Genomic DNA, 12784 nt, shown 5'->3' on the forward strand with positions numbered 1-12784 from the left:
CTCCTGGGACTTCGCTAGATGCAGGATTTATAAGACAGCCGGACAATATAGGGCTGAAAACATGTCATACGATGAGACTTTTGAGGACCGGTTCTTATCAGGTAAGATACTGAGTTGGTTGGTTTGTGAGGGGCTAGACAGGTAGGGAATTACAGAGGTTGCTTGCTTGAGATTACCAGATGGTAAAGTGCTCTCTGGTCCGTTGCTGGTAGGCTGGCTATGTGCTGGATCAACTTGTATCCGTTCTTCATGAGGGAGGTCAACTCGGTCACCATCCTGAATATAGTCGGGTAGGTGAGTGCTCCGGTATCGAGAGAAGAGTACACCATTTGGTAAACTCGATTGCCACAAGTCCCACATATTACCGTCACCGCTGAATCCGATGCTGCCTTGAAACCTGTACTGGTCAAAGTCCCGTACTTGATGCCATGAACCGTGTCTCCTTCCCTCAAAGTCCTACCGCAGTATTCGCACTTCATATATGCCCCCTTTCAGCAAACGAGTAGTAGCTATCACCAATAACGATATGGTCGAGTACACGAATTCCGATTAGGTCTCCTGCTTCTTGTAGCCTACGGGTAATGGTAAGGTCTTCAGTTGAAGGTGTCGGATCACCAGTGGGATGGTTATGGATGAGCAACACCGCAGCTGCTGATGATAGGAGTGCTGTTTTGAAAAGTTCTCTGGGGTGGACAATGCTCTGATTAAGGGAGCCTGTGCTTACCATATCGCAGCATACAATACGATTCTTCCCATCAAGGTGGAGAGCTATGAAATGCTCCTTAGTCTCGTGTCTCAGGAAGCTGAAGGTGTCATAGACCTGGGATGCTGATGTGTAGCGGGTATTGGGCTTAAGGTAGTCCGTGATGGTGTCGTTGACGGTCATGGTCTGGTAGACGGCTTTGATGGTCTTGAGCTTAATGGTGCGTGGCTTAGGTGATGGGACTTCTTCTGGGCCAAACAGGGTGTCGATGGTCATAGTGGTTCCTCCATTAGTTTTAATGTCTAACGCTAACAACGTGAAATACTGACCTAAGATGTCTGCTTTCTATTACGTGATTTTAGTCACTTATCCACCTCCGTTTATTTGTTACAGATTTATAGATGGAATTGCATACAGCACACACTTACTTTTGCCATACAAATAAATATTGACACGTAATTACAGCCAGTTATAGAAATGTGCAGAAAATGTGCAAGACGTAAAAGTGCCTATTTTTGCGTTACAAGCTAAGACGATATCCACAGGATTTGAGGACTTATCAACAGTGGGAGTGGAAAGCTGTTAAATCGCCATAGCATATTAGAACACTAATGAGATTTAAACTGAGGGGAGAGGAGAAGGTTGCGCATGAATACGCGGAAATGTGGTCAATTGCCCATAGCTTTATTAAGCAATTTACTGTATACAAGATGTACAGTGCGGGAGCATTTCACTCAGCTATGGGGCTGTTATGAAACGTGAAAAGACTGCGGGTAGTAAAACAATACTTCTTGTCGATGACGAGCCACAATTACGGGCGATGCTCCATGATCTTCTAATTGGTCGTGGTTACGATGTGATACAGGCGATTGATGGACAGGACGCGCTAGAAAAATTCAAGCAAAACCAGCAGAATATCAGTTTGGTTGTAACTGACATCGTCATGCCTCGAATGGACGGTATCTCAAGCTATAAGATCATGAGAACCATAAACCCTTCTCTTAATGTGATCTATATGAGCGGATATGTCCCAGAGCGCCCACTTCCCGAAGGAGTTAGTATCCTCATAAAGCCCTTCTCTCCCATTGATATCCTTCAAGCAATTCGCTCAATCCTAGGCGAGTAAGCACCCTCTTTTCACATCAGGTAGTCCATTAGTTTCATCATGATGTCTATAGATGGTTCGTGCTCCCAGTTCGGGCCGAATAGGTCCTTGATCTCCTTGGAGGAATGCATGTAAAAGCTGTTGATAGGGAATGGCTCTGGCGACATGTAGGCGTTGAGGCCGATGCGCCCTTGCTCTCTGCTGATGGTCAGGACATACAGGGCAACGCTCTCACTGTAGATGTAGAGGGTGTCCTTGGTTCCGGCGTACAGGTGGTAGTTGTTCCCCTTGTGCTTCATAATGAGGCTGTTGATGTGGATGCTTTCGTTATCCTGGTTGGTGTGGAGCTTCAGTTCTGGGGTGATCGGTGTCATGGTCATTGGTCTTCCTCCTTTGAAATAAAAAAGCCAGACTCTTGGTAGCCTGGCCCCTTGCCTTCACATAAACTTGTGGTTAAATAACAACATAACAGTGCTACCGCCTTACATGCGCACTGAATATACACATATATGAGATCCAGCTACCACGGATCGCATTACCCTGCTATCCAATTAGCGGGCCATATGCCTATACCTGTCCCTACTAGGAATCACCCAGTCCTTCCCTTACTGACCAGATCCACACAGCACATTCCGCCTTGTCTCCCAGTTGCTAACATGTCCACTTAACGGAGGTGAACTGCATGGGAACTATCGTCGACATATTGAACATACGGCCGAGAGATATTGGGGTTGTACACATCCAGTACCCTGATTGTCTTGTACTTAACCCAGCCTTTATTGATTACGACACTGCACAAAAAATAGTGATTGTAATTTCAGAGGAAGACGAGAATAGCTATTATGATTTTTTATTGAATAATGGTATTGCTATGTCTTCGAAGGATTTTACATACAGAGTAAGTCACGAGAAATTATTTGCAGATAGAATGATAGAAAGGGCAACTAAGCTGGTGGAGGGATTAGGGGAAATTGTCAATTGATGTGAGTTTGAGGGCGGGATTTACTACTCTGCAGAGTCATCTGCTACATGATCCTCTTCAACCTCCCTTCTGTTGAGGATATAGTCTGCTGCTTTCTGGGCTTGGGCTGCTGCGTGGATCAATAATGTCTTGTCGTTCTTGAGAGCTTTGAGCCATCCTTGGATATATGCTGCACTGTTCTCTATTGTCCTCTGCTCGATACCGGCATGACCACATAGGAATGCTGCTCCCATCTCCGCTACCAGTTCTTCTTTCGAGTATTCATGTGACCCGAAGTATGACGGTTCCAGTATGCCCTTACGTCCTACCCTGCATGCGTGACCAGTAGCATGGGTCAGTTCATGGAATGCTGTGCTGTAATATTCCTCTGGTGATTCAAACGCTTCGGGGGTAGGCAACTTCACGTAATCAAGCATTGGGCTGTAGCATGCTTTGTTGCCACCGTGTCTAATATCTGGTGGTAGTGGCATACCTGCGATAATCTCTTGTGCTCGATGGATTGGTGAGAACGGATTGCCGATGGTCTCCGGCGCTAGTGGTGCTGTGATACCTTCCACCTGCTCGATGTTGAAGACGTTGTAGTACCTGAGCATTGGTACCTTGCCATTCCTGACATCCTCCTGTTCAGCATCGTCGGCATCCTTACGGTCAATCCACTTCCAGAAGATGACAGGCGTTGACTTCTCTCCCTTACGGACCTTACCTCCCTTGTCCTGCACCTGTTTGAAGGTCATCCAGTACGGGGAACTATAAGGCATATATGCCAGTATGAAAACGTTGATCCCCCGGTACTTCTTCTTACTGACAAGGTTCATGGGGGTGTTGATGGCAGTGCTCCACGTCTTCCTCCATGGTACGGTTCCTTGCCCCAATAACTCCATGATTCTGCTGTTGATGACATCGTAAACTTTGCACATGGTTACTCCTCCTTTGAAATACAAAAGCCAGACCTTTGACAGCCCAACTCCTGTGGAATTACGGTCATTTGTGGTGAATTATTACGAACTGCGAAGATATGGAATAGATACGTATGGAATGACAGTTTGGGAGTAGGAGGGTATAGTAGGTGTTGTTTATTTTTAGCTTGCATTAATACGCCAGCCACGTATAATTAGCGCAAACAAATCAAGCAATAATGACTTCAACATTAACTGTTCGTGGCACAGAAAGGATATCCAACATGGCAGCCAAACAACTGAGGCATTACCCCTGTTACTGGTGTGTTTGCTTAGGTGGAGCATTCCACTGTGGAAGCATGTTTAAAACTACAGAAACCGGGTGCTTATCTAAGCGACCAAAACCCAAGTGAATTGAACCGACAAGGTAAAATCGAAGTATTGCGGTTGTGATATACTGGAATGTCCGCTAACTCCTTCCCTTTGGGCTGCTTCACTCTACAGATTATGTCCCCCAGTCGCGGAGGCACTTATGCCAAAAGCATACAGTTATATGAGGTTCAGTACTCCTGATCAGGCAAAAGGTGACAGCAAGAGAAGGCAGTCCCAACAAGCTGAGGAATATGCAGCCGCTCATGGCTTGGAACTTGATGACAAGCTAACCTACAGTGATTTCGGGGTGTCAGCGTTCAGAGGTGCAAATATTGAGATAGGTAAGCTTGGTCAGTTTATGGAAGCAATCCGACGTAAGGAAGTGGTAAGCGGTAGTTATCTGCTAGTTGAATCTCTTGACAGGATAAGTCGAGACGTCATTCTACCTGCTCAGAACATATTTACTCAAATAATATTAGAAGGCGTAACAATAGTAACACTGGCCGACAGAAGAGTTTACTCGGCAGAATCTGTAAACAAATCACCTTTTCTGTTAATTGAAGCAATAGTGATCCTGATCCGAGCAAATGAAGAATCGGAAATGAAATCAAAGCGACTTAAGTCAATGTGGGAGAATAAGCGTAAAAGCGCATCAACCCAAACTTTGACAACAGTAGGTCCAGGCTGGTTAAAATATAACAAAAAAACTCAACAGTTTGAGGTGATACCAGAGCGTGCTGCTATTGTGAATAGGATATATACCGAATACCTGAGTGGGAAGGGATATTTGACCATTGCTCGTACCTTACGCTTAGACAAGGTGCGTACCTGGACATTTAAGAAAGGAGAGAAATCAATTTGGCGAGAACATTACGTCAGTAGAATATTAAAAAACCCAGCGGTTATTGGCACCCTGACTCCGCACGTAATGGGCCATGGCAATGGGAAGATCCAAAGGATACCCTTGGAAGGCATCAAAAACTATTACCCCCCTGTTATCTCTGAGGAACTGTATGAAAAGGTGCAAGCTAGGCGGCGCCAATATAAAACAAGATACTGCGACTCAGCAGCTTTAAAAAATATTTTTTCGATGATTGGAAGATGTCCTCGTTGCAATGGTCGCATGATGTACCTTAAAAAGGGTCCACGTTGGGATTATATCATCTGTACTAATGCACAATATCAACAAGGTTGTACCACTAACAATATCCCCTACGGCAGACTAGAAAGCGTATTTCTGCTAGAGTTCGCCAAAGCCATATCTGAATTCCCGTTTATCAATCCCGTGATCAGCAAAACCAGACTTGGGGTCTCACACCTAAAAGAAAAACTTAGACGCGCAACAGCGAGACAAAACAAACTGCTTCACAACTTAAAAAAAGGACTAGAGCTTGAAACCTATCAAAGTACAATGAGCTTAAGTATGGATTTACAGGCACTTGAGACTACAATTGACGATTGCCATAAAGAACTAATACGGTTAAATTCACTGCACAGCGATCAGAATCTAAAACAAATGAAATTACATATACATGATTTCATAACAAACGCATCTGTTGACTATATTAATCGTGACCTTATAAATAAATTGCTTAGGGCCATGTGCGAAACAATACTCATTTCTCATAATCTGATAAACGTTAAATTTAAAATGGGTCCTAGGCTTTATATTGAGTACGACAAATATGTCTCTGAGTACGAATACGTATCTGACAAACAGCAGGCTAGCTAACAGCGGGTATGCCACAACTATTTATAAGCCTTCTTATATCATATTCTGCTACATCCAAACTATCTATCCCCAACAAATAGCTTATAAACACAACTTGGTAAGACCTTCCACTGACAACCATACCAAGGACATGGCTTGCTCGTGCTTCAATTGGCAAACCATAGTCAATCCCAACCCAAGAGACATTCAACCCAACAGCAGAAGACATTTCCCAGGTTCGTTTGATAATTGATTCAGCAGCACGTTTTCTTTTGGTATTCCATTCATCACACTTCATGCTGAAGCCTCCCACGTGAATTGAAAACATAAGCGTGAAATCAGAGGACAATTGAGAAGGATCATCCCCCCCCTCAACAAACGGATTTTACACCGTTTGAATATGTTTTTTACCCTGCAGATGCAGCATCCACCTGTCAGCCCCTCTACCTCTGTTTCTAGTGGAAATTGTTACTATACCACCTAACTCAAAGGTGATATCGGTCTTAACGCATCTGCCAGATACATAATCAGCTTCATGCCGCAGCACTCCCTGCTGGAAGTGCAAACCCTCGACAAAGTAGCCCAGGTTGTATTCCTCGTCTGGGATAAAGTCGTTGAAGGAGTACCCTCGTGGTGCTGCATAGGTGAAAGAGATGAGAGCTAAACAGAAGAGGACTCCAATTGCGGATAAGTCAGGTTCCTCTTCGGTGATCTGGAAGACGATCTTGTGAGAGGAGTTAACGGTTCCATCGTCAAGGGGCAGTTCTTGGTATTCGTTCTCTAACACCTCAAGCTCGATGCCTATTGTGGATTCCAGTAGATGGATGCCTGTCAGCTTATTCTGGTCAAATTGCATGTCCGCTCCTTACCCCCAGAATATACCAGTAGGATCTTGGTCCACGGCCTTAATCAGGTACTCAAGTGGTCCCTTTGCATATGCCATGCGTTTATCATTACGGTTATAGGCATACAACGACCAAGACTTGCTGGTGGCACTATACTCGAACTGAGCGATTGGCATCTCTGTCCATTTCGTCGGGTCATCGTAATATGGTCTTGACTCAATCAATATTGCCTTATTGCCAGTAAGCTTGTAGGTCATCTTTACATGGCCTCTGGCATGAGGCGGAACCCTCTTGTCACAGAAGGTAGTCAGCAGTTTGTCAGCTCTATGCTGTTCAATATCGGGTAATGGCATCGCATTCCTCGCAGGAGAATATGAATGATTCCTTATAACACAAGATATGTTTTCTAGAAAGGAGAATGCTCTGAGGAGCATGCCGGGGTTTGGTCATTGGTCTAAATCGATCACTGCTATACGATGGGAGAGGTGACACTAACCCTGTAAAAAACAAAACCTATATAACTTCCAAATTAAGGTTACAAGCGGACTTTTCTTATCCCCCCCACCCCTTATCCATCCAAGCAAGAATTGACAGCCACATGGCTAATATGCCGACCCATCGTTATAATGAATTACAAAAAACAGGATTATCGTTCCCGCCTCGTATTTACACTGTTTGCTTCAGTATCTGTTGCTAATGTGCCTGTAGACTAACGATCTAACGCCTCCAGGTTTCATACCGCAACGGTCTGCCACATCTGCAACGGGCCTCCCATGTTGGACTAGCTCAAAGACCTCCTGTTTCTTGGCAGAGGGTATTTTCTAATTCGGGTACAAGCCGAGGTGTAACGTATGATCGTGTTTCGCCTGACCTGTAATCCTCCTGTTGATCACGTCATAGGTCTTGCACATGGTGTTACTCCTCCTAGAGGCTTACCGTTAGCGTCTGACTTCTTCGATTGGTCTGATCTGGTAGCCTACGAGCAAAAAAAAAGAGCATGCCCATATCGGACATGCTCTTGATAAAAGTTTGAAGATACAGATTATGGGAAGTTTTGGATCAACTGGGGTGTAGCATAAAATTCTGTAACAGGACTGTAATTGCCTATCTGGCCAGAGCTTGAACGCCCCCAACCATATATTGTGCCATCAGAAAGTAGTGCAACGGCGTGGTTGAATCCGGCCTCTATCTCGACTACGTTGTGTATCACGCTAATTGGAACAGGGAGCAATACATCACTGCCAAAAGAACTGTTCCCTGTTTCTCCAAAGCGATCTTCTCCCCAAGCAAAAGCTGACCCGATACCTGCATCGCGCTTCATTGCGTAAGTCATGGCCTCCTTAGAGGAGATAGAATCGATACCTGCAAGAGACGTGACCTGTAGAGGGTAAGGTTGATTCAGATCTCCAGAAACGCCAAGTTGAGTACCATACCCCCAACTCCAAACAGTGCCGTCACTTTTAATCGCATATGAGGAGCTATCCCCAGCAGCGATTTTTGAGACACTTGCTAATCCAATAACTTTAACAGGCGTATTGGATAATGATAATGACATTCCAGATTGACCAGTCCCAAGCTGACCACTGCCATTATCACCCCAACTCCAAACAGTGCCGTCCTTTTTTAGTACCAAGACATGGTTTCTGCCAGCAGCGACAGTAATTACATTGCTAAGGTTATACATGCTAGCTGCAGTATTCCCATATCCGTATCCCCAAAGCCATACCGTACCATCGTTTTTTAAAGCAATGGAGTAATTGAAATTAGACGCAATTTGAACGATATTAGATAAACCAGCCACATGGACAGGAGTCAGTCGGCTTGTAGTTGTTCCATCTCCTAGTTGTCCATATGTGTTATCTCCCCAGGCCCATACAGTACCGTCCGATTTTAACGCTAGACTATGCCGTGATCCACCAGCAACTGAAACTATATTGCTGAGACCTATAACTTTGCTTCGATTAGTAGAAGTTATTATGGTCCCATCACCTCTTTGGCCATACGTGTTGCTACCAAGACTCGAAACGGTCGAATCTGTAGCAACAGCTAATGTGTGATCATACCCACATGCAATCTTTGCCGATATCAGAGTAGCAACGGTTGATGAATTTGTGCCTTCATTAGTCGAAGGGAGTGAACTGCCGCCCGATGAATTAGTGCCGGTGCTACTACCATTAACACCGCCCCCACCACCGCATCCAATGAGTAACATTAAAACCAGCACAACAAAAAAATTCTTCACCCTTGACCTCCTTAAACGGTTGATTACAATCTGCCCTTTGACTTGTAAAGCGAATAGCCAATTCCAAACACAACAGCAATCGGTATCGGTCCAAGAAATGGAATACTCGCAATCGACATAACCGTAGCCACTAAAGCAATCAGGCACCCAATCCCCTCAAAGATGCTTTCACTTTCCCGACTCATATTACCCCCCCCAGCACCACCCACAAGATGTCCCTACACAATCACCTAAACGTCATATTATGTACCATATAGGACATGCAAAGTCCATGTAATGTTAATATAAGGTCATTACATCGGGTTACATTATGGGCCATATCTACTGATACTCCACCTCACCACCTAGAGGAGGGGTATATGCAGACAGCCAAACAGTTACTGGGGATGAGAGTAAGAGAGGTACGGAAGTTGAGGGGATTGTCTCAAGAGAAGTTAGCTGAGAAGGTAGGGGTAGATCCTAAGCAGATCAGCAGGATCGAGGGCGGTAAAAGTGCTCCGTCCTTGGATACCCTGGAGGCCATAGCAAAGCACCTCCAGGTAGAGATGAAGGACCTATTTGACTTCCAGCACCTGTTATCGGAAGAGAGAGTAGAGGATCAGGTGTTGAGGTTGTTGGGAATGATGGATGTTGAGAGGAGGAAGTTGGCTCTCCGTGTGCTGACAGCTATATCGACTTAACTGAGGTCATGCCATGTTGCCTTTGACCGCCCAACTCGCCCACAACCCAAGCCAACATTAATCTGTAATATATAAGAGCAACAACCGCTCACAACCTAAACCCAAGCTTAACTATTTTCTCATCTTTCGTCTTGTTCAGCATTGCTCGGAGGGTCATTAAATATCGAGGGTCAGTAAATTCAAAACTTGCCCCCTTTGAGCACCGTTTAATTATTGAGTTTGGCTTTGATGCGAGAGCTGAAAGAATGGTATTTATACCTAGTTTGACTCCGGTGGTTGATATTGGAAACTCCTTCTTCATGCGATCGCTAATTTGACGAGCTGTGAAATAATGGACTTGTATTTTACCTAAAGTATAAAGAACTTGATTTCTGCGTCCTATCTCTGTTTCTCTCTCATTCATGAGACCATCTACCGTAGAATAAGCCTCCCTCAACCCCAAACTTAACCAATTCAAGTCTGCATCTTTCAAAGCTTCAACAGTTGGGGTCCACTTATTATCTTCTAACTTGTAGGCTAGACACTCACAATACTCGTGAAGCCTCTGCGGTATTCCCAATGTCACATTATAGATATGACCTTTCCATACTTCGAGTACCGTATTAGGGATACTGACTCCTAAAAGGTGAATGAACCCAGTTTCCACAAACGCATTCACTTGAGAGCCAACAAAACTGGACACCTCTGATATCTCTTGTATTCTATTGGCGACAGTAGGCAGATTTTTTACCTTAGAAAAATAATCCAAGATACAAGATGGCACTCCTACGATCAGCAAATTTATCCTGAACTTTGAATATCTTGAATCGTCACAGAGAATTACGATATTAGCCAGTTCGTCCATCAACACATCATTGTTTACTATAGTTTCGAGGTTATCCAAAACAAGAACGCATTCAGCAGAGGCACCCCCACTTTTTCTTAGTTGTTGAAAAGCGGTCAGTAAAGGATCTTCCGTTGTGATATTATATTTTCGTTTACTCTTAAGTCCTCCATTAGCAACGACCATCGAAGCATTTGCAGAAATTTCCTCTTCCATACTTTCCAGGTTTTGTGTCCCGCAAGGCACAACAGAACGATATATTTCGTCAGTTAACGTTCCCATTCTTGTGGCATTAGCGCAATTAGCAACAATATATGTTGCATTTAGGTCGGCCAAAACCTTTTTATACAGCCATGACTTCCCGGTTCCACTATTGCCATAAATTAATGTATGCAGCGAACCTTGTATTGATCGTGCAAGTTCTTTTTCTAGGTTTGGTCTTGCAATATAAATACTAGTGTTTACATCGGCTCTACGGGGCGTGAAAACTTCATTTATCTTGAACTTCTTGAAAGCAGTCAAGTTACGCAAAGTAGTCTCCTGACCATCTAAGATTAGCTTGTAAATTCAAAACCCAACAAGCTGTTGGCCACCCTTTATAGCACACCTCTCGTTCGCATGAAAGCGCTTTCATGGCAAGTACTATAATTAGACATCCAGTCCAAGTGCCACACTTACTGCTATTGATTTTATTTTTTAAATCGGATATGTTTTTAGCATATTTCCAATAAAAAATGGTGGGGGGGAGCCATGACTGCGGAGACCAAATCTACTACCTACAGGAAAGGTAAGATCCACGACATCAGTCTAGATCTGCTGCACAGAGACGTTGACCAGCCACGTAAGCACTTTGACGAGTCTGAGCTTGATGCTCTAAAGAAATCCATTGAGGATAAGGGATTACTCTATCCGGTTCTGTTCCGAGTAGACGAGAACGGTAACAATATACTGGTATCTGGAGAGAGAAGGCTTAGGGCCTTTAGGTCTTTGGGGAAAGAGACCATCCCTGCTATGAGGATAGATAGTGAACGCTATGATGAGGTTGCGCTGATAGACAACATTCAACGTGTAGACCTCTCACCGGTGGATGAGAGCGAAGCAGTCTTCAACCTCCAATCGAAGTACGGTCATACTCAAGAGCAAATAGGGAACCTGATAGGCAAGGCACAGAACACGGTAGCAGATATACTTGGGTTGATGAAGCTGTCACCTGAGATACGTGAGGATGCTAGACATAGGACGGAGCTTAGTAGGGTTGCATTGCTGAAGGTTGCAAGGATCAAGAGACCTACAGTCCAGAGGAAGGCTTATGATGCTCTTGTTGCTTCTCTGGGTATCCCTAAAAAAGAGATCAAGAGACCTCGGCTTAGTGTCACTAAGAAGGCTATTACCTCTACCAACAACACCCTCAAGTGCATCAAAAGCATAGACATTGAAGCTCTTGGTGACGACAGGGATGTAGTGGTATCAAAGCTACAAGAATTGTTGCAAGAGATTCAAAATAAGCTTGGTAGCATAGGAGGTTAGGTTATATCGGTGCACCGATACTCTTAGTCGATGGGATACAAGAAAAGCCCTATCATGCGGTTGGTGATAGGGCTTCCTACTTACTTATATTAGTGGCATTAGCTAGCCTAACAAATTGGGAAAAGTTGTTGATAAGCCTGTAAGAATAAATTGGACTCCGAGTGCCAGTGTAATAAGACCGAATATTTTAGTTAGGACATCAAGGCCAGTAGACCTTAGCACTCTAGCTATAATAGGTGCTTTCAAGAAAGATATCCAGATCACTGCCGTTACTATTGCTATCGCTATTAGAATCAACAGGTGTGTATTGATATCGCGTGTACCCGTTGAGGAAAATAGAATAATGGTAGACATGGTTCCTGGTCCCGTTGTTAGTGGTATCCCGATTGGAATAATGGCAGTTGAAATAACATTTGATAAACTGGTGTTCTCTACTGGAGACTCGGAGCTAACTGGATTAACACTCATCATAGAGAAACCGGTTCTAAGAAGCAGTAGCCCACCTGCTATTCGGAATGCAGGGATTCCAATCTCAAAGAAGTTTAGGACCGCTACACCTGTAAAGAGCGAGACCACCATAGTAACAAATGATGTCAAAGTGGCTATATTACATACTTTCAAGTGCTGTTTAGGTGTCAAACCTCTCGTAAGAGCAAGAAAAAGAGGAATTGCTGCCACGTTATTTGCAGTTGCAAATAGAGCAAGTACATAGTGTTGCAGAGACATCCCAATAATATTTCTGGTCATATTTTAGGTTTATCCATTAATTTATAGTGTCGCCTACACACTCTGGATATACTTCTTCCCCTGTAGGTGCATCAACCACCTATCAGCAACTCTACCTCTATTCCTAGTAGAGATAGTCAACTTGCCTCCTGGTTCATAAGAGATATCAGTC

13 protein-coding genes and 1 pseudogene are annotated in these 12784 nt (G+C 44.1%); 5 read left to right on the top strand and 9 right to left on the bottom strand.

From position 1 onward, the window contains the following. Positions 1 to 475: 475 nt before the first annotated feature. A pseudogene (locus KP001_RS07790) lies at positions 476 to 841 on the bottom strand (JAB domain-containing protein); the annotation flags it as partial. A 613-nt stretch (positions 842 to 1454) separates the two neighbouring features. Here KP001_RS07790 and KP001_RS07795 point away from each other — a divergent pair. Continuing rightward, the gene (locus KP001_RS07795; RefSeq protein ID WP_217288967.1) at positions 1455 to 1829 is read left to right on the top strand and encodes a response regulator; all 375 of its coding nucleotides are present in this window, start codon (positions 1455 to 1457) and stop codon (positions 1827 to 1829) included. 11 nt (positions 1830 to 1840) lie between these two features. Here KP001_RS07795 and KP001_RS07800 read toward each other — a convergent pair whose 3' ends face one another. Then, positions 1841 to 2188 carry a hypothetical protein gene (locus tag KP001_RS07800; protein WP_217288968.1) on the bottom strand — a complete coding sequence of 116 codons (348 nt, stop codon included), beginning with the start codon at positions 2186 to 2188 and terminating at the stop codon, positions 1841 to 1843. 302 nt (positions 2189 to 2490) lie between these two features. On the opposite strand from KP001_RS07800, the gene KP001_RS07805 reads away from it, so the two are divergent. After that, positions 2491 to 2790, top strand: a complete 300-nt coding sequence (locus KP001_RS07805; protein WP_217288969.1) for a hypothetical protein — start codon at positions 2491 to 2493, stop codon at positions 2788 to 2790. 23 nt (positions 2791 to 2813) lie between these two features. On the opposite strand, the gene KP001_RS07810 is transcribed toward KP001_RS07805, so the two are convergent. Further along, positions 2814 to 3707: an ArdC family protein gene (locus KP001_RS07810; RefSeq protein ID WP_217288970.1), complete on the bottom strand. Its 894-nt coding sequence runs from the start codon at positions 3705 to 3707 to the stop codon at positions 2814 to 2816. A gap of 511 nt (positions 3708 to 4218) precedes the next feature. Between KP001_RS07810 and KP001_RS07815 the strand changes: the two genes are divergently transcribed. Beyond that, positions 4219 to 5790 (top strand): recombinase family protein, encoded by a 1572-nt coding sequence (locus KP001_RS07815; protein WP_217288971.1) that lies wholly within the window; start codon positions 4219 to 4221, stop codon positions 5788 to 5790. On the opposite strand, the gene KP001_RS07820 is transcribed toward KP001_RS07815, so the two are convergent. The 4 genes from KP001_RS07820 to KP001_RS07835 all read right to left on the bottom strand — a co-directional run bounded on the left by KP001_RS07820 (position 5783) and on the right by KP001_RS07835 (position 8856). Continuing rightward, positions 5783 to 6067 (bottom strand): hypothetical protein, encoded by a 285-nt coding sequence (locus tag KP001_RS07820; protein ID WP_217288972.1) that lies wholly within the window; start codon positions 6065 to 6067, stop codon positions 5783 to 5785. The two genes, KP001_RS07815 and KP001_RS07820, sit on opposite strands and share 8 nt — an antisense overlap. An 87-nt stretch (positions 6068 to 6154) precedes the next feature. Beyond that, positions 6155 to 6625 carry a hypothetical protein gene (locus KP001_RS07825; RefSeq protein ID WP_217288973.1) on the bottom strand — a complete coding sequence of 157 codons (471 nt, stop codon included), beginning with the start codon at positions 6623 to 6625 and terminating at the stop codon, positions 6155 to 6157. A 9-nt stretch (positions 6626 to 6634) separates the two neighbouring features. Next, positions 6635 to 7048: a DUF3024 domain-containing protein gene (locus tag KP001_RS22355; protein WP_367620600.1), complete on the bottom strand. Its 414-nt coding sequence runs from the start codon at positions 7046 to 7048 to the stop codon at positions 6635 to 6637. Between the two features lie 608 nt (positions 7049 to 7656). Next, positions 7657 to 8856 carry an RCC1 domain-containing protein gene (locus KP001_RS07835; protein WP_217288975.1) on the bottom strand — a complete coding sequence of 400 codons (1200 nt, stop codon included), beginning with the start codon at positions 8854 to 8856 and terminating at the stop codon, positions 7657 to 7659. A gap of 359 nt (positions 8857 to 9215) precedes the next feature. Between KP001_RS07835 and KP001_RS07840 the strand changes: the two genes are divergently transcribed. Beyond that, positions 9216 to 9536: a helix-turn-helix domain-containing protein gene (locus KP001_RS07840; protein WP_217288976.1), complete on the top strand. Its 321-nt coding sequence runs from the start codon at positions 9216 to 9218 to the stop codon at positions 9534 to 9536. 88 nt (positions 9537 to 9624) lie between these two features. On the opposite strand, the gene KP001_RS07845 is transcribed toward KP001_RS07840, so the two are convergent. Next, positions 9625 to 10890 (bottom strand): ATP-binding protein, encoded by a 1266-nt coding sequence (locus tag KP001_RS07845; protein ID WP_217288977.1) that lies wholly within the window; start codon positions 10888 to 10890, stop codon positions 9625 to 9627. A gap of 219 nt (positions 10891 to 11109) precedes the next feature. Here KP001_RS07845 and KP001_RS07850 point away from each other — a divergent pair, with 219 nt between their 5' ends. Beyond that, on the top strand, positions 11110 to 11886 hold the full coding sequence (locus KP001_RS07850; protein ID WP_217288978.1) for a ParB/RepB/Spo0J family partition protein: 777 nt from the start codon (positions 11110 to 11112) through the stop codon (positions 11884 to 11886). Positions 11887 to 11988: 102 nt separating this feature from the next. On the opposite strand, the gene KP001_RS22360 is transcribed toward KP001_RS07850, so the two are convergent. Continuing rightward, entirely contained in the window at positions 11989 to 12633 is a 645-nt protein-coding gene (locus tag KP001_RS22360; protein ID WP_217288979.1) for a MarC family protein, read from the bottom strand. Between the last annotated feature and the right edge of the window lie 151 nt (positions 12634 to 12784).

The organism is Geomonas subterranea (genome assembly GCF_019063845.1).
In the GTDB taxonomy this organism is placed as follows: Bacteria; Desulfobacterota; Desulfuromonadia; order Geobacterales; family Geobacteraceae; genus Geomonas; species Geomonas subterranea.